The organism is Salipiger bermudensis (assembly GCF_017309175.1).
GTDB classification, from domain to species: Bacteria; Pseudomonadota; Alphaproteobacteria; order Rhodobacterales; family Rhodobacteraceae; genus Salipiger; species Salipiger bermudensis.
This window is the reverse complement of record NZ_JAEKJV010000010.1, coordinates 147,845-168,362: the sequence shown is the minus strand read 5'-3', so window position 1 is coordinate 168,362 and position 20,518 is coordinate 147,845. Positions and strand designations below refer to the sequence as shown.

At 66.9% G+C, this 20,518-nt stretch carries 22 protein-coding genes; 8 read left to right on the top strand and 14 right to left on the bottom strand.

Going from position 1 to position 20,518, the window contains the following annotated elements; translation table 11 throughout:
* Nucleotides 1-60: 60 nt before the first annotated feature.
* The 12 genes from JF542_RS15170 to JF542_RS15115 form a co-directional block, all read right to left on the bottom strand.
* Nucleotides 61-693: an ATP-dependent Clp protease proteolytic subunit gene (locus tag JF542_RS15170; protein WP_007797752.1), complete on the bottom strand. Its 633-nt coding sequence runs from the start codon at nt 691-693 to the stop codon at nt 61-63.
* A gap of 121 nt (nt 694-814) precedes the next feature.
* Entirely contained in the window at nt 815-1,735 is a 921-nt protein-coding gene (locus JF542_RS15165; protein WP_207076432.1) for a cation diffusion facilitator family transporter, read from the bottom strand.
* A 115-nt stretch (nt 1,736-1,850) separates the two neighbouring features.
* The gene (locus JF542_RS15160; protein ID WP_207076430.1) at nt 1,851-2,507 is read right to left on the bottom strand and encodes a hypothetical protein; all 657 of its coding nucleotides are present in this window, start codon (nt 2,505-2,507) and stop codon (nt 1,851-1,853) included.
* 479 nt (nt 2,508-2,986) lie between these two features.
* Nucleotides 2,987-4,213: a c-type cytochrome gene (locus tag JF542_RS15155; RefSeq protein WP_207076429.1), complete on the bottom strand. Its 1,227-nt coding sequence runs from the start codon at nt 4,211-4,213 to the stop codon at nt 2,987-2,989.
* Nucleotides 4,197-5,474 carry a sulfite dehydrogenase gene (gene soxC / locus JF542_RS15150; RefSeq protein WP_207076428.1) on the bottom strand — a complete coding sequence of 426 codons (1,278 nt, stop codon included), beginning with the start codon at nt 5,472-5,474 and terminating at the stop codon, nt 4,197-4,199. The genes JF542_RS15155 and soxC overlap by 17 nt, the downstream gene beginning before the upstream one ends.
* A 29-nt stretch (nt 5,475-5,503) precedes the next feature.
* On the bottom strand, nt 5,504-7,201 hold the full coding sequence (gene soxB / locus JF542_RS15145; RefSeq protein ID WP_207076427.1) for a thiosulfohydrolase SoxB: 1,698 nt from the start codon (nt 7,199-7,201) through the stop codon (nt 5,504-5,506).
* 96 nt (nt 7,202-7,297) lie between these two features.
* Entirely contained in the window at nt 7,298-8,152 is an 855-nt protein-coding gene (gene soxA / locus JF542_RS15140) for a sulfur oxidation c-type cytochrome SoxA (protein WP_207076426.1), read from the bottom strand.
* A 61-nt stretch (nt 8,153-8,213) separates the two neighbouring features.
* Nucleotides 8,214-8,543, bottom strand: coding sequence for a thiosulfate oxidation carrier complex protein SoxZ (soxZ, locus tag JF542_RS15135; protein ID WP_007797729.1), 330 nt, complete (start codon nt 8,541-8,543; stop codon nt 8,214-8,216).
* 26 nt (nt 8,544-8,569) lie between these two features.
* On the bottom strand, nt 8,570-8,989 hold the full coding sequence (gene soxY, locus JF542_RS15130) for a thiosulfate oxidation carrier protein SoxY (protein WP_207076425.1): 420 nt from the start codon (nt 8,987-8,989) through the stop codon (nt 8,570-8,572).
* 38 nt (nt 8,990-9,027) lie between these two features.
* Nucleotides 9,028-9,501: a sulfur oxidation c-type cytochrome SoxX gene (gene soxX / locus JF542_RS15125; protein ID WP_007797724.1), complete on the bottom strand. Its 474-nt coding sequence runs from the start codon at nt 9,499-9,501 to the stop codon at nt 9,028-9,030.
* A 145-nt stretch (nt 9,502-9,646) separates the two neighbouring features.
* The gene (locus JF542_RS15120; RefSeq protein ID WP_207076424.1) at nt 9,647-10,231 is read right to left on the bottom strand and encodes a thioredoxin family protein; all 585 of its coding nucleotides are present in this window, start codon (nt 10,229-10,231) and stop codon (nt 9,647-9,649) included.
* Nucleotides 10,232-10,277: 46 nt separating this feature from the next.
* Nucleotides 10,278-11,015, bottom strand: coding sequence for a cytochrome c biogenesis CcdA family protein (locus JF542_RS15115; protein ID WP_207076423.1), 738 nt, complete (start codon nt 11,013-11,015; stop codon nt 10,278-10,280).
* A gap of 80 nt (nt 11,016-11,095) precedes the next feature.
* Here JF542_RS15115 and JF542_RS15110 point away from each other — a divergent pair, with 80 nt between their 5' ends.
* From JF542_RS15110 to JF542_RS15100, 3 genes are all read left to right on the top strand, one after another.
* Nucleotides 11,096-11,506 (top strand): thioredoxin domain-containing protein, encoded by a 411-nt coding sequence (locus tag JF542_RS15110; RefSeq protein WP_207076422.1) that lies wholly within the window; start codon nt 11,096-11,098, stop codon nt 11,504-11,506.
* A complete protein-coding gene (locus JF542_RS15105) occupies nt 11,506-11,850 on the top strand; it encodes an ArsR/SmtB family transcription factor (RefSeq protein ID WP_007797716.1) in 345 nt (114 codons plus the stop codon). The genes JF542_RS15110 and JF542_RS15105 overlap by 1 nt, the downstream gene beginning before the upstream one ends.
* 123 nt (nt 11,851-11,973) lie before the next feature.
* Nucleotides 11,974-13,032, top strand: coding sequence for a YeeE/YedE family protein (locus tag JF542_RS15100; RefSeq protein WP_007797713.1), 1,059 nt, complete (start codon nt 11,974-11,976; stop codon nt 13,030-13,032).
* Between the two features lie 175 nt (nt 13,033-13,207).
* Here JF542_RS15100 and JF542_RS15095 read toward each other — a convergent pair whose 3' ends face one another.
* On the bottom strand, nt 13,208-13,795 hold the full coding sequence (locus tag JF542_RS15095; RefSeq protein WP_007797711.1) for a riboflavin synthase: 588 nt from the start codon (nt 13,793-13,795) through the stop codon (nt 13,208-13,210).
* A gap of 93 nt (nt 13,796-13,888) precedes the next feature.
* Here JF542_RS15095 and JF542_RS15090 point away from each other — a divergent pair, with 93 nt between their 5' ends.
* The 5 genes from JF542_RS15090 to recR all read left to right on the top strand — a co-directional run bounded on the left by JF542_RS15090 (nt 13,889) and on the right by recR (nt 19,591).
* On the top strand, nt 13,889-15,181 hold the full coding sequence (locus JF542_RS15090; RefSeq protein ID WP_207076421.1) for a capsule biosynthesis protein: 1,293 nt from the start codon (nt 13,889-13,891) through the stop codon (nt 15,179-15,181).
* 146 nt (nt 15,182-15,327) lie between these two features.
* Nucleotides 15,328-16,428, top strand: coding sequence for a polysaccharide biosynthesis/export family protein (locus tag JF542_RS15085; RefSeq protein WP_050768445.1), 1,101 nt, complete (start codon nt 15,328-15,330; stop codon nt 16,426-16,428).
* Between the two features lie 2 nt (nt 16,429-16,430).
* Complete coding sequence (locus JF542_RS15080) at nt 16,431-18,464, top strand: capsular polysaccharide biosynthesis protein (protein ID WP_207076447.1); 2,034 nt, start codon at nt 16,431-16,433, stop codon at nt 18,462-18,464.
* A gap of 108 nt (nt 18,465-18,572) precedes the next feature.
* Entirely contained in the window at nt 18,573-18,917 is a 345-nt protein-coding gene (locus JF542_RS15075) for a YbaB/EbfC family nucleoid-associated protein (RefSeq protein ID WP_207076419.1), read from the top strand.
* A gap of 80 nt (nt 18,918-18,997) precedes the next feature.
* Complete coding sequence (recR, locus tag JF542_RS15070) at nt 18,998-19,591, top strand: recombination mediator RecR (RefSeq protein ID WP_207076418.1); 594 nt, start codon at nt 18,998-19,000, stop codon at nt 19,589-19,591.
* 87 nt (nt 19,592-19,678) lie between these two features.
* Here the strand turns inward: recR and JF542_RS15065 are convergent, their stop codons facing one another.
* Complete coding sequence (locus tag JF542_RS15065; protein ID WP_007797691.1) at nt 19,679-20,455, bottom strand: DUF1013 domain-containing protein; 777 nt, start codon at nt 20,453-20,455, stop codon at nt 19,679-19,681.
* Nucleotides 20,456-20,518 lie beyond the last annotated feature (63 nt).

Genomic DNA, 20,518 nt, shown 5'->3' with positions numbered 1-20,518 from the left:
GTGCCCAGCGCTCTACAATCTGAAAAATGCCCCGCCGCACCGTGGCGGCGGGGCAAGCGATTAGGATTTGGCCTCTTCCGCCGCGCCGCGGCTTTCGACGATCTCGTCGATGAGGCCCCATTCCTTGGCATCCTCGGGCGCCATGAAGTTGTCACGCTCGAGAGCGGCCTCGACATTCTCCAGCGTCTGGCCGGTATGCCTCACGTAGATTTCATTGAGGCGGCGCTTCAGCTTCAGCGTCTCCTCGGCGTGAATCATGATGTCGGTGGCCTGGCCCTGGTAGCCGCCCGAGGGCTGGTGGACCATGATGCGGCTGTTGGGCAGCGAGAAACGCATGCCCGCCTCGCCCGCGGTCAGCAGCAGCGAGCCCATCGAGGCCGCCTGGCCGATCACCAGGGTCGAGACCTTGGGACGAATGTACTGCATGGTGTCGTAGATCGACAGACCACTCGTCACAACGCCGCCGGGGCTGTTGATGTACATCGAGATCTCTTTCGAGGGGTTTTCCGCCTCGAGGTGCAGCAGCTGCGCGACGATCAGGCTCGACATGCCGTCATGCACCGGGCCGGAGACGAAGATGATCCGCTCCTTCAGCAGGCGCGAGAAGATGTCGTAGGCGCGTTCGCCGCGGCTGGTCTGCTCGACCACCATCGGGACGAGCGTGTTCATGTATGTCTCAAAAGGGTCTTTCATATCCGCCTGCCTGCTTTCTTCCGTGTGCCTATCTCGTGTGTCTTACCAGATTCTTAGTATCGGGCTTGGGGGGCCGCAAGGGCCTGCGGTTCAAATGGCCCGGAGGTCGCGGGGGCAGCGCTCATGCCCCGCCCCAATCCTGCGGCGTCGCGCAGGCATGGCGGGCGCATTCGAGCTCGAGCACGACATGGGTGATGCCGAAGCGGTCCTTCATGCGCTGCTTGACCGAGGCCTTGATGGTGTCGGCCTGCCCCCAGGCGCCCTCGCGGACCACCAGATGCGCCTGCAGCGCCGCCCGATGTTCGTCGATCTGCCACAGGTGCGCCTTGTGCAACCCATCCACCCCCTCGACCCGGCGCGCCTCGTCGAGCACCTCTCCGGGGGCCAGCTCGGGCGGGCTGCCGAGCATCAGGATGCGGATCACGCCGCCGATCTCTCCGAAGGCCATCCACAGGATGTAGCCGGCGATCAGCAGGGTCACGGCCGGATCGATCCAGGTCCAGCCAAAGAGGATGATCAGCGTGCCGGCAAAGATCACCGCGAGCGAACCCAGCGCATCGGCCACGTTGTGCAGGAAGGCGGCGCGGATGTTCACGCTGTCCTTCGACATGGTGTAGGTCAGCAGCGCGGTCACCAGGTCGACCACCAGCGCCACCCCGGCGATGATCACCACCAGCCAGCCCTGCACCGGCTCGGGCGACAGGAAGCGCAGCACCGCCTCCATCACGAGGTAGAGCCCGATGATGATCAGGCTGGTGTAGTTGACCAGCGCCGCCACCACCTCGGCACGGGCGAAGCCGAAGGGCATCTGCTCGGTCGCGGGGCGGCGGGCGATGCGGCGGGCCACGGCGGCGATGACCAGCGAGATCGCATCCGAGAAGTTGTGCAGCGCGTCGGCGATCATCGCGAGGCTGCCCGAAAAGATCCCCCCCAGCACCTGCGCCACGGTCAGCGCCATGTTGACCGCGATGGCCCCGATCAGCCTGCCGTCACCGGCGTTCGGGTCGATATGGTGGTGATGATGGTGGTGATCGTGGGGCATGGGCTCGCCTTGGCTGTGCTGCGGTCGTCCGGCCGCGATGCGCGCCGGAGGCTCAGCGCCACAACGCGCCGTTGTGGCCGCAAAGGTCAAGCCGTCGGCCATCATGATCTCTTGATCACGGCGGCCGCGCCGTCTGGATCAACGCATCGAGCGGGTTTTGAGCATACCAAGGCCGGCGTCCGAAGCGCTTTTCCCAGAGAACCGCGTCGCGTGGCTGCCAATCGAAGGCCCGGTCATCACCCACATCCCGCCAGTAGAGCCGGCCTTCGTACCGGCATGGATCGAGCAAGAGCCCGCCCGCCAGCGGCCGGCCCCGGGCCGTGACGATCACCGCCGAATGCTCGATCGGATGAAGTGTGCGTGTCGGCGACATAACCGCGTGCAGCTCAAGGCTGTCGAACGGTTCTGCCCGCAGGGCGCGGAAGAACCGGTCGGCCCAGGCGTGGCAGAAGCTGCTGGTCTTGAACCCGAAATGCAGGTCTCGGGTCAGCTTCACCGGAGGGTCGACCCCCTCGACCTCACGCGCCGTGCGGGTCGACAGGCCGAACGCCAGATCAGACAGGCGCCCCGCCTCAGCGGTCTCGACGGAGGGCGAGAGCTGCATGATGGATAGCGCCAGCGCGCTGCGCTCGGACGTCTCTGCGATCGGCAGCCGGTGCGGCGGTGTCGCGCAGCCCTGAAGCAGCAGCGCCGCAAGGCAGGCCAGACGCGCAGAGCGGACGGCGCTGGCTAGCCGCCCGTCAGGGTCGCATTGGGATCTCTTCTTCGCCATGGGGAGGCCGTTACCACGGCTGGAGGAAAAGCCCGGTTAACGGGTGCGCGGACGTCGCCGGTCAGAGCCGCAAGGCCACGGCGCGCGGCAAGGGATCGGGCGCGGATTTCGATTTTCCGAGGGGCGCGAATGCAGCGGCGAGGGCAATCAGCCCGGCAAGCAACAAGATGCTGGAACGAAAGCTCACGGTGGAATGCTCCGATTTGCCGCGCCGACAGACGCGGGACCAATGACGTTCGGATCCGCCCCATAAAACCGGTCGGACCGGGGCGCTCGCCCCGGATACATCCTGATCCAAAGCCCCGCCCGGGCCAACGGCGGAATACCGGACCTTTTCCGACAATGCGTGGCATCTGGCATCATGCCGGCAGGCTCACGCCAACAATGAAAGGCCCGGCGCGAGGGATCGCGCCGGGCCAAGCGTCTGGCATCCAAGGGAGGATGCGGGAGGGACGGCGCCGGGACCCGGCGCCGCGGGATCACTCGAAGGTCTTGAGATACTCGACGACGGCGTCGATATCCTCGTCCTTCTTCAGCCCGGCAAAGGCCATCTTGGTGCCCTTGGCATAGCCGCGCGGGTCGGCCAGGAAGCCGTGCAGAGCCTCGGCATCCCAGACCCCGCCCATCTCGGCCAGCGTGCCGGAATACTTGAAGCCGTCGAGCCCGCCGATCTCGCGGCCGACCACGGCATTGAGCTGCGGCCCGGTGCGGTTCTTCGCCCCCTCGCCGACCTGGTGGCAGGCCTTGCACTTGCGGAACACCTTCTCTCCATCCGCGGCGAGGGCCTCGTCGATCACGGCGGTCTCGACCGGTGCCTCTTGGGCAGGCGCTTCCTCGGCTGCGGGCGCAGCCTCCTCGGCAACGGCGGCGACCTCTTCGACCTCGGCCTCCTGCTCGCCTGTCGATGCCTCGGCCGCGTCGGCCGCCTCGGCGCCCTCCGCTTCCGGCGTCACGTCGAGGACGGTGGCGCGCATTGTGATCTCGACGCTCTCCTTGCAGTTTTCCATGCAGGGCTCGGTGCGCCAGAGGCTGTATTCCGTCTCGGCCCGGTCATCGACGATGAAGCCCTCGGCATTGGGCATCTCGAACTCGGCGAAATTGGCGTCGCTGAGCTCGAAATCGTCATCCACGAGATCGTTGGAATAGAGGATGTAGGCGGTGATCGCGTAGACCTCGTCCGGCGTCAGCGACTGCGCGTTGCCGAAGGGCATCGAGCGGTGCACGTAATCCCACACGGTCGAGAGATAGGGCCAGTAGCTGCCCACCGTCTTCAGCGGATCCTCATCCGCCAGCGTGCCGTCGCCACCGGCGAGCTTGGGCCAGTTGTCGACGCCTTCGGCGAAGGAGCCGTGGCAGACCGCGCAGTTCTCCTCGAACACCGTCTCGCCGGTCCAGACATCGCCCGATCCTGCCGGCAGGCCGGTTCCATCGGGGCTCACGTCGAGATCCCAGGCCGCGACCTCCTCAGGCAGCGCCTCGCGGCCAAGGCCGAAGGTGCCGCCGCCATCGGTTGTGGCCGCAGTGGCCGCGCCGACGAGCACGCCGGAGGGCGCCTCGGCCACCGGCTCGGGTGCCGGCAGCGCCGCCATGGTGCGCGGGTTCTCGGGGAAATCGGCAACGAAACGGTCGGCGAAGTTCACCGCCAGTGTCAACGTCCCGAGGATGCCGATCGCGGTGCCGGCGTAGAGCTTAAGAGACTTCGACATTTTCCGCCTCTCCGTTGGATTTCACCCACCAGGTCTGGATGCAGTTGTTGTGATAGATCGAGTTCAGGCCGCGCACATCGCGCAGCTGGGCCTTGGTCGGCTGGACGTAGCCGGTCTCGTCCATGGCGCGGCTTTGCAGGAACCACTCCTCGCCGTTCCACTCGGTGTCGAGGTAGAAGCGGGTCAGTGCCTTGTTGGCGGGATCCGCCGCGAGACGCGCGGTCTCCCAGGTCTTGCCGCCATCCTTGGAGACATCGACGCGGGTGATCTTGCCGTGACCCGACCAGGCCATGCCGGTGATCACCACCGGGCCGTGGCCGTGGGTGATCGGCATTTGCGGGCTCGGCGAGGTGACAACGGACTTGGCGTCCATCACCCAGGTCCACTTGCGCGAGGTGCCGTCGGCCAGCGTGTCGGTGTACTTGGAGGTTTCCTCGCGGCTCTCGACGGGGCCGTCCATGATCTCCATGCGGCGCACCCACTTGACCCACATGTTGCCTTCCCAGCCCGGCACCACGAGGCGCGCGGGATAGCCGTGCTCCTTGCGCAGCGCCTCGCCATTGGCCTTGATCGCGATCAGGCAATCATCCAGCGCCTTCTCGAGCGGGATCGAGCGCCCGTTCGAGGAGGCATCGGCGCCCTCGACATAGAGCCACTTGCCCTCGACCTCGCCCGACCAGCCGGCCTCGGCCAGCAGGGTGCGGACGGGGATGCCCGAGTATTCCATGTTGTGGATCATGCCATGGGTGAACTGCGCGCCGTTGAGTTGCGCCCCGGCCCACTCCATGCCGGTATTGGCGGCACATTCGAGGAAGTACACGTGGTTCTCGCGCGGGAAGCGCTCGAGATCGGCATAGCTGAACACCATCGGCGTTTCGACATCGCCGTTGATCATCAGCCGGTAGTCGCTCTTGCTGAGCTCGATGGCGCCGGAATGGTGCCGCTCGAAGGCGCAGCCCGCCGGCGTGATGGTGCCGTCGAGCGCATGAATCGGGGTGAAGTTGATCGACGAGATCGTGTCCGCGGTCAGCCATTCCACGTTGCGGCGGACCACGTCATCCTCGAACTTGATCGGCAGGCCGTACGGGGTGGCATCGACGCCGTCGCCGAAGCCGCTGGCCCAGTCCTGCACCTCGGTGATCAGCGGATCGGGCTCGGCGGCGCGCGCCACGCCGGCCGCGACTGTGCCCGCGCCCACGGCCGCGGCACCGGTCAGGAACTGACGGCGCGAGGCGGAGGCGGCTTTCTTCTCTGTCGCCATGTTGGCTCTCCTGTTGCTGCGCGGCGGGCTCAGGCGCCCACCACCTCGACACTGTTGTTGGGCTCCAGGGTGACGGTGCCCAGCTTGCGGATGTGGCTTTCCACCACGTCCCAGATCTGCGGTCCCTCGGTGCCTTCGTTGACGCTCGCCCAGCCGGCGACCATGTAGGTCTTCGACGGATCGATGGCCTCGCCCGTCTTGAGCAGCGTCATGTCGGAGATGCGCTCGCCCTGCGGCTTGGTGATGTCGATGCGGTAGCCCATGCCACCGATGCGGACCATGTCCCCGCCCTGCTGGTAATAGGGATCGGGGTTGAAGATGTTGTCGGCCACGTCCTCGAGGATCACCTTGATGAACTCGCCGGTCATCTCCGAGCGATAGGCCTCGCCGTAGCTCATCGAGGTGACGTTCCAGATGTCCTCGCGGGTGATCGGATCGCCGGGGATCAGGCTCGGACCCCAGCGCACACCGGGCGACATGGCGATGTCGGCCTGGCGCTCGGACATCAGCGCATCGCAGATCAGGTCGTCCCACGAGCCGTTGAAATTGCCGCGGCGATAGAGCAGCTCATCGGTCTGGCCGATGACCTCTTCGAGCTCGGCCTTGTAGGGCGCGCGCTGCTCGTCGATGAGCTTCGCGACCTCGGCATCTGGGGTAATCACGTCCGAGAAGATCGGAATCAGCTTGTGACGGAAACCCATCATGCGGCCGTCGCGCACGTCGAGATCGACGCGGGAGACGAACTTGCCGTTGGAGCCGGAGGCCACGATGATCGTCTCGCCCACCAGAACCGGCTCGGGCAGCGCGTCATGGGTGTGGCCCGACAGGATCACGTCGATGCCGTTGACGATCCCGGCCATCTTCTTGTCGACGTCGAAGCCGTTGTGGCTCAGGCAGACGACCAGCTCGGCTCCCATGCCGCGCACCTCGTCGACCATCTCCTGCATGTGCTCGTCACGGATGCCGAAGCTGTATTCCGGGAACATCCAACGCGGGTTGGCGATCGGCATGTAGGGGAAGGCCTGACCGATCACCGCGACCTTCACGCCGCCGCGCTCGAAGAACTGGTAGGGCTTGAAGAGCTCGGCGGGCTCGTCCCACTCGGCGTCGAAGATGTTCTGGCCCAGCGCGGCAAACGGCAGGCCCTCGACGATCTCCTGCACCCGCTCGGAGCCCAGCGTGAACTCCCAGTGGAAGGTCATGGCGTCGGGCTTGAGCGCGTTCATCACGTTGACCATGTCCTGGCCGGCGGTCTTGTGGCAGGTCATCGAGCCGTGCCAGGTGTCGCCGCCGTCAAGCAGGATGGCGTCGGGGCGGTCGGCGCGGATGGCGTTGATCACGGTCGCCACGCGGTCCATGCCACCGACCTTGCCATAGCCCTTCGCGAGCGAGGAAAAGTCGTTGTAGGTCAGCGCGTAATGCGACGGCGAGCCGTCATCGATGCCGTAGAGCTTGCGGAAGTCGGCGCCGGTCACGTGCGGCACCTCGCCCTTGTTCGGGCCGACGCCGATATTCACTTCCGGCTCGCGGAAATAGATCGGCTTGAGCTGGGCGTGGATGTCGGTGACGTGGATCAGCGAGACGTTCCCGAACGTGTCGAACTGGAGAAGCTGGTCCTGCGTCAGGCTCTGCTGCGCAGCGAGCCGCGCCCAGTTGCCGACGCCGCTGGCACCATAGAGCGCCGAGGCCGCCATCGAGACCTGAAGGAAATCGCGTCTTGAGATCATGGGAGGGATCTTTCGTCTGGCTCTCAGCACACATTCGCATGTGTGAATTGATTGAAAACGGGAAACCCCGCGCGTTCTCACGCACGGGGCAAAGGATCAGTTGCGGACCGAGGGGCCCTCGACGTCGAGGCCATTGCCGCGCGAGGCGACATAGAGCTCGAGCGCCACGAACTCCGGCGAGCCCGGCGAGAAGGTCTCGGCGCGGGTGTCGCGGATGCAGCCCTTGAAACGGCCATGCGCGCCGTTGAGCTTGGCGTTCTTCAGGCGGTAGGTCGGGAAGCCGTTGATCTGGCCCTGCGACAGGTGATCGGCCCGGATGTAGTTGCCGTAATTCTGCTCGTGGCAGGAGGCGCAGGACAGCTCGAGCAGACCGTACCGCGTGTAATACATCTCCTTGCCCATCTCCCAGGCCTCGGCGGCGGGGCCGTCGATGGCAACGTTGACCGGCATGCCGCGCGACACCGAGGCCAGAAGCGCCTCCATGTTGATCGCGGCGCCCGCGTCGTATTTCCACGGCTCGGCGCCCATGCGATTTTCGCGGCAGTCGTTCATCTGCATCTGCAGCGTGCGCACCTCACCGGCCTCTTCGTTCCATTTCGGATAGACCGCCTTGACGCCCGCCATCTCCTCGGGATCGCCGTGGCACGACGCGCAGGACTTCTCCTCAGAGCCCTCGACGGCGTTCCACTGGTCGATCCCCTGGTCGACGAAGATCATGCCCGGGTTGTCGAAATCGTCCATCTCCATGGCCTGGGTGTCGTCGTCGCGGAAATGCCAGCCCGAGATCACCTCGTCGAGGTGACCGTCGAGATGCGGCGCCGCGGCGGCCTTGGTGGTGATCTCGAGGTCTTCGTTGATGATGAGCGTATCATCATCGGCACCGCCCGCTGCAAGCATCGGGGCGGTCAGGGCCAGCATGGCGGCGGCCGCCGTCATCGTCCTGAAAATCATTTAGGTTCCCTCCCTGAAAAGCCCCGCCCCGCACCTCTGCGGGACAGGGTCTTGTTCTTGATCAGCCGATCGCGATCGCCTTGGTCTCCTCGTAGACGGAGCCGTCGTCGTCGTACCAGGTGAACTTGAACTCGCCGGCTTCGGGCACGGTGGCCTCGAATTCGAAATACGGGTTCGTCGAGATCGCCGGCTCCATGGTCACGTCGATCACGCTCTCGCCGTTGAACTCGCAGGTGAAGCGGTTGATGATCGAGCGCGGGATCACGTTGCCATCGCCGTCCTTGCGCTGGCCGGATTCCATCGGGTGGCTGATGAGGGTCTTGAGCGTGATCGCCTCACCGGCGGACGCGGATTTCGGGACCTTGACGCGGGGTTTGACGCCGTCTGCCATGTGTTCTGTCTCCTATGTTAAGCCGATCAGCCGCCGCAGCCGCCGATGGTCACTTTGACGGTCTTCGACGCCTTGGCGAACGAGCCGTCGGCCAGCTTGGCGATCGCCACCACGTCCTGCGTGCCGGCGAGCCGGATGCGGGTCGAGGCGTATTGCGAGGCGGCAAGGGGGCCGAACTTGAAGGTGGCCACGCCCGGGGTCGGGTTGCCGGTCGCCAGCACGAGGATCTCGGAGGCGCCCTCGGCGCTGACCTCGATCGGCACGGTGTTGCCGTTCTCGGCGATCTCCGGCGCGGTCAGGTCGATGCCCGCATCGGCCATATCGGCGCCGCCGGTGAATTCCGCGATCCACTCCTCGGTGGTGGCGGCATAGGCTCCCTTCGGCAGCATGGCGACCAGCGCGGCGGCCCCGCCCACGGCAAGGGTTTCACGACGTGTGAATTCCATGGTTCCGTTTCTCCTGAACAAATTTCCGGTCGCGTGCGTCAGTCTTGCAAGGTCATGAGGAACGCGACCACGTCCTCGACATCCTGGGCCGACAGGATCGGGTCGATCGGCCCTTCGGCCGCCTTTCCGGTGTATCCGTTGCCCGGGCGGATGAACCCGCTGGTCTTGTAGAAGGCCGGCATCACCGTGCCCTCGAAGGTCATCTTGGCGTTGGCCACGATGCCACGCAGCTCTTCGGCGGAGCGGTAACCGCCGACACCGTCGAGCATCGGGCCGACCTCGCCCTGGAAGGGCACGTCGGGCAGCGCCGAGACGGCGTGGCACGAGACGCAGTTGCCCATCGACTTGGTCGAGAAGATCTCGCGCCCCTTGTCGGCATTGCCCTCGGCGCCGCTGAGCGAGGCCTCGACCGCGCCGTATTCGCCATAGGTGACCTCGTCGGGGGCCACGCCGTTCGCGAGTGCCGCACCCGCGACAAACACGCCCGCGAGCGTCAGTGCAGTAAGTTTCATGTTCCCTCCCTTGGCTCCAGCAGCCCGTCCCGCGGGCTGTCTCCTCCGTAGCTGTGAATACCGTAGTCTACCGCGCGGGCCTTACGCAACAACAAATTCACAGACATGAATTTTACGATGATTACGCAAACGCAGCATTCCCGCTCTAGTCGAACTTGCCGTTGTCGCGCTCCTGGATGCGGCGCGCGTGATAGCGTTGAAAGTCCTCACCGTTATCAAGCTCGTAGCGCTTTTCGGCGACCCAGGTGAACATATCCAGCGTCGTGCCCTTGGCGAAGGCGCCGGGCATCACCGCCACCGCCGCCTCGATCGCTGTGCTGTCCTCGGCCACCTCTTCCGGCAGGAAGACGATGTTCGGCGTGAACAGAACCCGCCACTTCCGCGCCGCGTCCTTCTCGGAGAGCGATTCCCCGTCGAAATCGGTGATCTCGGTGTCGCCGTGCAGGTTGATCTGCACCACGAAGAAATTCTCCTCGATGAAGGCGGCCACGTCCGGAAGCGAAAACACCTCCTCGTGCATCTTGTGGCAGTAGATGCAGCCGCGCTGCTCGACGAAGAGCACCAGCCGCCTGCCCTCGTCATTGGCCTCGGCCAGATCCTCTCGCAGATCCTTGAAGGTGTCGCGCATCCACGGCTCCTTGTAGAGCCCGTCATCGCCCATCGGCGCGACCTCGGCCCAGACGGGCAGTGCCAGTGCCGCCGCGAATGCGGCGCCTATCCATGCTTTCATCGTCTCCTCCTCCTCAAAACGGGCGCCTCGCGGGCCCGGCGTGACCTCAACTCAGCGATGTCCAGCCCGGGAACGTGTCGATCATCCATTGCGCGATGACGTTCACGCTGTCGGTGGCGATCAGGATCGCGAACAGGATCAGCATCACGCCCATCGCCTTCTCGACATATTGCAGCTTGCCCCGGTGCCGTGCGCTCCAGCGCAGGAACGGCCCCGAGAACAGCGCCGCGATCACGAAGGGCGCGGTCATGCCGATGCCGTAGACCAGAAGCAGCAGCCCGCCGCGGACGATGTCGCCCATGCCGCTGGCGATCATCAGGATCGAGGCCAGCGCCGGGCCGACGCAGGGCGTCCAGCCAAAGCCGAAGGCGAGCCCCATGACATAGGCCCCAAGCACGCTTGTGGGCTCGGCCTTGCTTTCCATCCGCGCCTCGCGATGCAGGAGCGGCACCCGGATCACGCCGAGGAAGTGCAGCCCGAAGACCAGCAGCACGGCGGCGGCGGCATAAGAGAGCGGCTGCTTCCAGTCGGCAAAGGCCTGCCCCACCGCGGTCGCCCCCATGCCCAGCAGCACGAAGATCGTGGTGACGCCGGCGGCGAAGACCACTGCCGAGAGCACCAGACGGCGCTGCGCCCCGGCCTCGATGCCCGAGTCATCGCGCAGCTCGGCCATGGAAATGCCCGCCATGTAGCAGAGGTAGAACGGCACCATCGGCAGGATGCACGGTGTGAAGAAACTGAGCAGGCCCGCCAGTGCGGCGCCTGCGAACGAGATATCAAGCAAGACGCCTCCCCTCGCTGGCTTGAACAATTCACATATTCATATTATGTTGAACGTTACGACATTCGTCAATCCGGTGCGCCATGACCTTTGTGAAAACTCTCGCCTCGGCGGCCTTGGCCGTGCTGTGTATTGCGCTCCCCGCGGCGGCGGAAATCAGGCTGGTCATGGTCGAACAGCCCGGCTGCGCCTATTGCCGGGCGTGGGACGAGCAGATTGCCCCGGCCTATGGCAAGACCGCCGAGGGCCGCTTTGCGCCGCTTTTGCGGGCAGACCTGCGCGCGGGCCCGCCAGAGGGCGTTTCGTATCAGCGTAAAGTCTTGTTCACACCGACATTCATTCTGATAGAAGACGGTGACGAACTCGCCCGGCTAGAAGGTTATCCGGGCGAAGATTTTTTCTGGCCCGTGCTCTCGCAACTGCTTGAGCAACACACGGCATTCGATCCGGACGCGGCAGTGGAGACGCCCGCGCAGGTTCTGGAGGGTGGGTGATGAATATGGCACTTCCGGTGATCAAGGACGACCTGAGCGACGATGAGCTCGACCAGATCGCCGACAAGGCGGCCGCCGCCTCGGCCTTTCTCAAGGCGATCAGCCACGAGGGTCGGCTGATGATCCTGTGCCATCTCGTCACCGGCGAGAAATCCGTGACCGAGCTCGAAGAGCTGCTCGCCGCCCGGCAGGCGGCTGTGTCGCAGCAGCTCTCGCGCCTTCGCCTCGAGGGGTTGGTCGTGCCGCGCCGCGAGGGCAAGGCGATCTACTACCGCCTCGCCGACGACCGCCCCAAGCGCATGCTCGAGACGGTGTACGAGCTGTTCTGCGGCGACGAGAGCTGAGCCAGCGCGGCTGAGCCGCCCCCCTGCCTGACGAACACATTCAAGCTTTCGCTTGAGTCTATCTCTTCGCGACCGCATACTCTCCAGTCACGGCATCGGAGCCGCCGGGAGGGAGGAATCGGCATGTTCGAGGTGTTGAGCGAACACCATCTGGTCGCGCTGATCGGGCTGGGCAGCGGCGTGCTGCTGGGACTCGCGGCACGGCTCGGGCGGTTCTGCACCCTCGGCGCGATCGAGGACCTGCTCTATGGCGGGTCGGACCTGCGGATGCGGATGTGGGGCATCGCCATCGGCATCGCCATCCTCGGCAGCTTCGGTCTTATGAGCGCCGGGTTCTTCGCCCCCTCTGACAGCTACTACCTCTCGATCCGGTGGATGCCGATGGCCTCGATCTTCGGCGGGCTCGCCTTCGGCTACGGCATGGCGCTGGCCGGCAATTGCGGCTACGGCGCGGTGGCCCGCCTTGGCGGCGGCGACCTGCGCAGCTTCGTCATCGTGCTGGTGATGGGCGTGTCGACCTACGTGGTGCTCGCCGGGCCGCTGGCGCCGCTGCGCGCCGCGCTGTTTCCGCAACAGGAGGTGATGAGCGCCACGCCACCGGGCATCGCACACCAGCTCGGCCGGTTCACCAACGTGCCTGCCGAGCCGATCGGCATGGTGCTGGGGATCGTGCTGCTGGCAGGTTCGCTGGCCTCGCGCGGGCTTTGGGCCAAGCCGAAGCAGATCTTCTGGGCGGCGATGGTCGGCCTTGGCGTGGTGCTGGCCTGGGCCGGCACCGCCTGGGTGGCACGCACCGGCTTCGAGGGGCTGCCCGTCGTCTCGCACAGCTTCGCGGCACCGCTCGGCGACAGCATCCTGTGGTGGATGACCGGCTCGGTGCGGCCGCTCTCCTTCGCGGTGGGTTCGGTCGCCGGCGTCTGGGCCGGCGCCTTCCTCGGCTCGCTGATCAAGGGCCATTTCCGCTGGGAAGCCTGCGAAGACCCGCGCGAGCTGCGCCGCCAGATCCTTGGCGCGGCGCTGATGGGCGGCGGCGCGGTGATCGCCATGGGCTGCACCATCGGCCAGGGGCTCTCGGCCTTCTCGGTGCTGGCCTTCTCGGCACCGGTGACCATGGCCGCGATCTTTGCCGGCGCGGCCCTGGGCTTGCGGCAACTGATCGTCGGGTTCCAGCCCGCGGAGTGAGCGGTGAGGGTCTATCCGAGGGCGCTGCCCCGGGTCCGCAAAGCGGGACAGTCGAGGAAAGAAGGGGGCGCTGCCCCCGTCCGCCAAAGGCGGACTCCCCCGAGGTATTTTTGAACCAGAGAAGACGGGGCGCAGTGGCACGGCGGCACGCCTGCGCCCAGCTTCGCGGGGGCGGTCAGCTCATCTCGGCAAGGCGCGCGACGTAGCGGGCCAGGGTGTCGATCTCGAGATTGATCCGGTCGCCGACCTCAACCCCACCCCAGGTGGTGACTTCCTTGGTGTGCGGGATGAAGTTGATGCCGAATTCGCAGCCATCGACCTCGTTCACCGTCAGCGAGGTGCCGTTCAGCGCCACCGAGCCCTTGGGGGCGATGAACCTCGCAAGGGCCTCGGGGGCGCGCAGGGTGACGCGGGTGCTGTCGCCCTCGTCGCGCATCGCCACCACCTCGGCCAGCCCGTCCACATGGCCCGACACGATGTGGCCGCCAAGCTCATCGCCAACCTTGAGCGCGCGCTCGAGATTGATGCGGCGGCCCTCGGTCCAGGCGTCGAGATTGGTCTTCGACACGGTCTCGGCGCTGATCTGCACGTCGAACCAGTCTGGCCCGAGGTCGATCACCGTCAGGCAGACCCCGTCGCAGGCGATCGAGGCGCCGATCTCGATGCCCGAAGTGTCGTAGCCGGTGCCGATCCGCGCCGTCAGGTCGCCCGCCTGCTCGAGGCTGCGCACCTCGCCCATATCCGTCACGATGCCGGTGAACATCCGCCCTCTCCCGGCCCGCCCAACGCGGGCCTTATTTTCGCCGGGAAACCCCGGTATGGATTGCAATATCAGGCAAACCATTAGCGGGGCGACATGAGCAAGGCAACCGTTCCCGCCCGGGTGTTCCTCTTCCTGCAGGGGCCGCACGGGCCCTTCTTCCACCGGCTGGGCGCCATGCTGCGCCGCGCCGGGGCCGAGGTCTGGCGGGTGGGGTTCAATGCCGGCGACCGCGCCTTCTGGTTCCACCCGCAAAGCTACCTCCCCTTCGACGGCAGCCCCGAGGACTGGCCGGCCCGGCTCGAAGCGCTGCTCTCGGAAAAGCGCGTCACCGACCTCGTGCTCTACGGCGACACCCGCCGCATCCACGCCGAGGCCATTGCTCATGCCCGCGCCCGCGGCCTGACCGTGCATGTCTTCGAGGAAGGCTACATGCGGCCCTACTGGGTGAGCTACGAGCGCGGCGGCTCGAACGGCCATTCACGGCTGATGGACATGGGCATCGAGGAGATGCGCACCGCGCTGGCGCAATCGGACATGGAAGCGCCGCTGCCGCCCGGCCACTGGGGCGACATGCGCCAGCACATCTTCTATGGCGCGCTCTACCACTGGTTCGTGATGTTCCGGAACCGTGACTACCGCAACTTCCGCCCGCATCGCGACCTCAACGTGGCGCAGGAATTCCGGCTCTACCTCAAGCGACTCCTGCTGATGCCGCTGCACCGGGCCGAGCGCCTGCTCGAGACGCTGCGCATCCGCCGTGGCGGCTTTCCCTACCACCTCGTCCTGATGCAGCTCGAGCACGACGCGAGCTTCCGCCAGCACTCGCCCTTCACCTCGATGACCGAGTTTCTCGAACTGGTGCTCGAGGGCTTCGCCGAGGGCGCGGCGGGACATCACCACCTCGTTTTCAAGGCGCACCCGCTTGAGGATGGCCGCGCGCCGGTGCGGCGCACCATCCGCGCCGCCGCGACGCGGCTGGGCATCGCCGACCGGGTGCATTTCGTGCGCGGCGGCAAGCTCGCGCAGCTTCTGAACGACGCCCGGACCGCCGTCACGGTGAACTCCACCGCCGGCCAGCAGGTCCTCTGGCGGGGGATTCCGCTCAAGGTCTTCGGTCAGGCGGTCTATGCCAAGCCCGCGTTCGTTTCCGACCAGCCGCTGGCGGAATTCTTCGCCCAGCCGGCCCGGCCGGACAATCGCGCCTATCGCGATTACCGGCGCTATCTGCTTGAAACCAGTCAAGTTCCCGGCGGGTTCTACTCTGCACGCGGACGCCGCCAGCTGCTGCGGCTGGTGGTCGACATGATGCTCTCTCCCGACGATCCCTACGATGCCCTGCGTCACGGCACCGCGGCCCCTCGGCAACAGTTGCGCGTGGTGCGCTGACGCCGCGATACCGTCAGACTGGCTTTTGAGGCCGGATTCCGATAGGTTAGCGAAAAAACCTGAGGCAGATAAGAACAGGTCGAGGAGACCGAGCAGTGACTTTTACCACCACACGATGGGTCAAGACCGTCGCGGTGCTTGCCGCGATGTCCATCCTGGCCTCCTGCACGTTGCCGCGGTCTGGCCCCACCAAAAGCGAAATCTACTCCGGCTCGGTGATGCGCGAGGGCGATGCCTTCATCGTCACCGTGAACGACCGCGTGAGCCGCGCCACCGCCGTGGTGCCCGCCCTGGGCTTCACCGAAGGCTTCCAGAACGCCTCGGTGGTGGGCTCCGACACCATCCAGCCCGGCGACACGCTGGGGCTGACGGTCTGGGAAAACGTCGATGACGGCCTGCTGGTCGCCGAGACCGCCAACGCCACCACATTGGAAGAGGTGCAGGTCGACGGCTCGGGCTTCATCTTCGTGCCCTACGCGGGCCGCATCCGCGCCGCCGGCAATTCGCCCGAGGCGGTGCGTCGGATCATCACAGAGCGCCTCGCCGAACAGACCCCGGACCCGCAGGTCGAGGTCCGCCGCCTTGCCGGCGACGGCTCGACCGTGAGCCTCGTGGGCGCGGTCGGCGGTCAGGGCGTCTACGCCATCGAGCGCCCGACCCGCACGCTCTCGGCCATGCTCGCCCGCGCCGGCGGCATCACCCTCGAGCCCGAGATCACCCAGATCTCGGTGATCCGCGGCCAGCAGACCGAGCGGATCTGGTTCCAGGACCTCTACAAGAACCCGCGTTTCGACATCGCGCTACGCGGCGGCGACAAGATCCTCGTCGAGGCCGACACCCGCTCCTTCACCGCGCTCGGCGCCACCGGCACGCAGGCGCGCGTGCCGTTCGAGAGCCAGACGCTTTCGGCGCTCGAGGCGATCGCGCAGGTCGGCGGGCTGCTGTCGACCACTGCAGACCCGACCGGTGTTTTCGTGATGCGCAACGAGCCGCCCGAGGTCGCCAACCAGGTGCTCGGCCGCTCCGACCTGATCGGCGCGCAGCGCATGGTCTACGTGCTCGACCTGACGCAACCCAACGGCATGTTCATGGCGCGCGACTTCGTGGTCCGCGACCAGGACACGCTCTACGTGACCGAAGCGCCCTTCGCCCAGTGGAGCAAGACGATCTCGTCGCTGCTCGGCTCCTTCGGCGCGGTCAACACGCTCGCGACCACCGCGACGCTGGTGCAGGGATCGGGGGGCTGATCCTGAACCAGACCGACGATGGTCAACAAGGCGCCGGGGATGCAGATCCCCGGCGTCTTTATGTCTACAATGCCGGTTTTCTGCGCCAGCCCCGGCTGCGCCGCATCCTCTCGCTCGCCGGCTACCGGGTCTCGCTGGGCCGGCCCGGCGCGCGCGACATGGTCGGCGTGTGGGGCCAGTCGCCCTATGCCCATCGCGGCGAGAGCATGGCAACGAAGCATGGCGTGCCGCTCCTGCGCGTTGAGGACGCCTTCCTGCGTTCGCTGCACCCGGGCCGCAGCGGCGAGCCGCCGCTGGGCCTGCTTCTCGATCGCTCGGGCGTCCATTTCGACCCTTCGACCGTTTCGGATCTCGAGACGCTGCTCGCCACCCATCCGCTCGACGACCATGCCCTGCTGGAACGGGCGCGGGGCGCGATGGCGCGGATGCAGGACGCGCATCTCACCAAGTACAGCGCCGTCGATCCCGCCGATCCGGTGCCCGAGCCGGGCTACGTGCTGGTCATCGACCAGACCGAGGGCGACGCGTCGGTGCGGGCCTCGGGTGCCGACCGCAACCGCTTTCTCGAGATGCTCTACTGGGCGCAGGACGAGCATCCGGGCCAGCGCATCGTGATCCGGACCCATCCGGAGACCCGCGAAGGGTTTCGCGCCGGGCATTACCGCGCCGGGGATGCCACCGGTCGCGTCACGCTGTTCACCGCGCCCGCCTCGCCGCAGGCGCTGCTGGAGGGTGCCATCGCGGTCTACACCGTGTCCTCGCAGATGGGCTTCGAGGCGATCCTCGCGGGCCACCGGCCGCGGGTCTTCGGGCAGCCCTTCTACGCCGGCTGGGGCCTGACCGAAGAAGAAACGCCCCTGCCCCGCCGCCAGCGCCGGCTGACCCGCGCGCAGCTCTTCGCCGCCGCGATGATCCTCTACCCCACCTGGTACGATCCCTATCGCGACCGGCTCTGCGAGATCGAGGACGTGCTCGCCACGCTCGAGAGCCGCGCGAGGGCATGGCGCGAGGACCGTCGCGGCTGGGTCGCCGAGAACATGCGCCTGTGGAAACGCAAACCGCTGCAGGGGGTCTTCGGCAGCGAGCGGCCCGTGGTCTTCGCACCCTCCCCCGAGCAGGCCCGGCAGCGGGCCGAGGAGGGCCGCGCCCGGATGATCTGGGGCGCCGCCGAGGCCGATCCGGGCACGGTGCGCATCGAGGACGGCTTCCTGCGCTCGCGCGGGCTTGGCGCCGAACTGGTCCCGCCGCTGTCGCTGGTGGCGGACGATCTCGGCCTCTACTACGATCCCACGCGCCCCTCGCGGCTCGAGCGCCTGATCGCCGACACCGCCCAGCCCCGCCCCGACCAGACCGAGCGCGCCCGCCGCCTCATCACCCGCATCACCGCCGGCGGTCTTACCAAGTACAACCTCGCAGGACCCCTGCCGCCGCTGCCCGAGGGCCATCGCATCCTCGTCCCCGGACAGGTCGAGGACGACGCCTCGATCCGCCTCGGCAGCCCCGGGATTCAGCGCAACGCCGATCTGCTCGCCCGCGTCCGTGCCGAGAACCCGGACGCGGTGATCCTCTGGAAGGCGCATCCCGACGTGGAAGCCGGCCTGCGCCCCGGCCATGTCGAGGCGCCCGAACGGTGGGCCGATCTGACGCTGAGCAACACCGACATGGGCGCGCTGCTACCAGAGGTCCACGAGGTCTGGACCCTGACCTCGCTCAGCGGCTTCGAGGCGCTGCTGCGCGGCCTGCGCGTCACCACGCTTGGCGCGCCGTTCTACGCCGGCTGGGGCCTGACCCGCGATCTCGGCCCGGTGCCTGCCCGCCGGGTCACCGGCCCCCGCCCGACGCTCGAGGCGCTGGTCCATGCCACGCTCATCGCCTACCCGCGCTACCGCGATCCGGTGACCGGCCTGCCCTGCCCGGTCGAGGTCGTGGCCGATCGGCTCGAGACCGGCCGCCTGCCCCGCCCCGGCCCCGCCAACCGAATGCTGTCGAAACTGCAGGGCCTGTTTGCCAGCCGCGCGCCCCTCTGGCGCCGCTAGCAGGCGCCTCTCTGGCCTGCCCCACTTGTCGAGCGCGGTTGCGACTGCGATATACTGGGGCAAATGCAAAGGCCGCGATCCCCGCGCCCGCGACGCAGGAGAGACACGATGCTGAAAGGTTTGGGCGGACTTGGCGACATGGCCAAGATGATGAAGACCGCGCAGGACATGCAGGGCAAGATGGCCCAGCTTCAGGAAGATCTGAAGGCGATGGAAGTCACCGGCGAGTCCGGCGCCGGGCTGGTCAAGGCCACCGCCTCCGCCAAGGGCGAGCTGCGCGGTCTCGACATCGATCCGTCGATCTTCAACTCCGACGACAAGGAAGTGGTCGAGGACCTGATCCTCGCCGCCATCAAGGAGGCCCAGACCAAGGCGCAGGAGAAGGCGCAGGAGGAGATGCAGAAGCTGACCTCCGAGATGGGCCTGCCGGCGGACATGAAGCTGCCGTTCTGACGCGCCGCTCGCGCCCCCAGAAATGACCCAAGCGGCGCCCCGAGGGGCGCCGCGCTTTTCTGCCTTCCGGAGGCTCCCGCTTGCCCGACCGCACAGAAATCGACGCGCTGATCGACCTGATGGCGAAGCTGCCCGGCCTCGGGCCGCGCTCGGCGCGACGGGCGGTGCTGCACCTGATCCGCAAGCGCGCGCTGCTCCTGCAGCCGCTGGCCGATGCCATGCAGCAGGTGGCGAGCTCGGCGCGGGAGTGCCTCAACTGCGGCAATATCGGCACCGCCGAGATCTGCCCGATCTGTGCCGACGCGCGCCGCGCCAACGGCCAGATCTGCGTGGTCGAGGACGTGTCCGATCTCTGGGCGATGGAGCGCTCGGGCGTGTTCAAGGGCCGCTACCACGTGCTGGGCGGCACGCTCTCGGCGCTCGACAACGTGGGCCCCGAAGAACTGCGCATCCCGCAGCTCGTCTCGCGCATCGACGGCGAGGCGATCAGCGAGGTGATCCTCGCGCTCAACGCCACCGTCGACGGCCAGACCACGGCGCATTACATCGCCGACCAGCTCGAGACCCGGGTGGAGCTGACCTCGCTGGCGCAGGGCGTGCCGATCGGCGGTGAGCTCGACTATCTCGACGACGGCACCATCACCGCAGCGCTCAACGCCCGCAAGCGGGTGTGAGGGCCGCCCCCACCGACGACCGCCCCCGCACATGAAAAAACGCGCCGCTTTCGCGACGCGTTTTCTTTCTGGCAGGCCGAAGGCGGATCAGCCGCGCGGATCGTCGCTGTCGTCCTCGTCGTCGTCATCGCCGCCGGAGGGCAGGTTGAAGAAGCTGTCCGCATCCGAGAAGTCGCTCGGGCCCCGGGTGTCCTCTTCCTCGTCATCCTCGCCGCGCGGGTCCGACAGCGAGAAGGTCTCGAGCCCCTCGATGGCCGAGGGCAGGCGCGGCTCGGGCTCCATGCCGAGGCTCTGCTCGGTCGAGACCAGCTTGCGGCGCTCGTCGTCGGTCATCACCTCGTCGAGCTTCTTGGCGGCCTTTGCCACTGCGGCGTCGAGCTCGGACTGGCGGCAGAGCCCCAGAGCCACCGGATCGATCGGCTGCATGTTCTGGATGTTCCAGTGGGTGCGCTCGCGGATCGACTGGATGGTCGGCTTGGTGGTGCCCACCAGCTTCGAGATCTGGCCGTCGGACAGCTCGGGGTGGAACTTCACCAGCCACAAGATCGAGTTCGGGCGGTCCTGACGCTTCGACAGCGGCGTGTAGCGTGGGCCACGACGCTTATCTTCGTCAACGGCAGCGGCATTGTACTTGAGCTTGAGCTTGTGCAGCGGGTTGTTCTCGGCCTTGTCGATTTCCGACTGCTCGAGCTGGTTGTTGGCGACCGGGTCGAAGCCCTTCACCCCGGCGGCGACATCGCCATCCGCGATCCCCTGCACCTCAAGCTCGTGATAGCCGGTGAAATCGGCGATCTGCTTGAAGCTCAGCGTGGTGTTGTCGACCAGCCAGACGGCGGTCGCCTTGGGATGCAGCAGTTTGGCCATGTCTCGTCTCCTTGCAAGTCTCCGTCCCCTCCCCCGGGCCCTCTTCGGGCCGGGAGGTCCCGA

Bases quoted from the DNA above. Each gene is read 5' to 3' on its own strand.
- JF542_RS15170 (WP_007797752.1), bottom strand. From the start codon at position 693: ATGAAAGACCCTTTTGAGACATACATGAACACGCTCGTCCCGATGGTG.
- JF542_RS15165 (WP_207076432.1), bottom strand. From the start codon at position 1,735: ATGCCCCACGATCACCACCATCATCACCACCATATCGACCCGAACGCC.
- JF542_RS15160 (WP_207076430.1), bottom strand. From the start codon at position 2,507: ATGGCGAAGAAGAGATCCCAATGCGACCCTGACGGGCGGCTAGCCAGC.
- JF542_RS15155 (WP_207076429.1), bottom strand. From the start codon at position 4,213: ATGTCGAAGTCTCTTAAGCTCTACGCCGGCACCGCGATCGGCATCCTC.
- soxC (WP_207076428.1), bottom strand. From the start codon at position 5,474: ATGGCGACAGAGAAGAAAGCCGCCTCCGCCTCGCGCCGTCAGTTCCTG.
- soxB (WP_207076427.1), bottom strand. From the start codon at position 7,201: ATGATCTCAAGACGCGATTTCCTTCAGGTCTCGATGGCGGCCTCGGCG.
- soxA (WP_207076426.1), bottom strand. From the start codon at position 8,152: ATGATTTTCAGGACGATGACGGCGGCCGCCGCCATGCTGGCCCTGACC.
- soxZ (WP_007797729.1), bottom strand. From the start codon at position 8,543: ATGGCAGACGGCGTCAAACCCCGCGTCAAGGTCCCGAAATCCGCGTCC.
- soxY (WP_207076425.1), bottom strand. From the start codon at position 8,989: ATGGAATTCACACGTCGTGAAACCCTTGCCGTGGGCGGGGCCGCCGCG.
- soxX (WP_007797724.1), bottom strand. From the start codon at position 9,501: ATGAAACTTACTGCACTGACGCTCGCGGGCGTGTTTGTCGCGGGTGCG.
- JF542_RS15120 (WP_207076424.1), bottom strand. From the start codon at position 10,231: ATGAAAGCATGGATAGGCGCCGCATTCGCGGCGGCACTGGCACTGCCC.
- JF542_RS15110 (WP_207076422.1), top strand. From the start codon at position 11,096: ATGACCTTTGTGAAAACTCTCGCCTCGGCGGCCTTGGCCGTGCTGTGT.
- JF542_RS15105 (WP_007797716.1), top strand. From the start codon at position 11,506: ATGAATATGGCACTTCCGGTGATCAAGGACGACCTGAGCGACGATGAG.
- JF542_RS15100 (WP_007797713.1), top strand. From the start codon at position 11,974: ATGTTCGAGGTGTTGAGCGAACACCATCTGGTCGCGCTGATCGGGCTG.
- JF542_RS15095 (WP_007797711.1), bottom strand. From the start codon at position 13,795: ATGTTCACCGGCATCGTGACGGATATGGGCGAGGTGCGCAGCCTCGAG.
- JF542_RS15090 (WP_207076421.1), top strand. From the start codon at position 13,889: ATGAGCAAGGCAACCGTTCCCGCCCGGGTGTTCCTCTTCCTGCAGGGG.
- JF542_RS15085 (WP_050768445.1), top strand. From the start codon at position 15,328: ATGTCCATCCTGGCCTCCTGCACGTTGCCGCGGTCTGGCCCCACCAAA.
- JF542_RS15075 (WP_207076419.1), top strand. From the start codon at position 18,573: ATGCTGAAAGGTTTGGGCGGACTTGGCGACATGGCCAAGATGATGAAG.
- JF542_RS15065 (WP_007797691.1), bottom strand. From the start codon at position 20,455: ATGGCCAAACTGCTGCATCCCAAGGCGACCGCCGTCTGGCTGGTCGAC.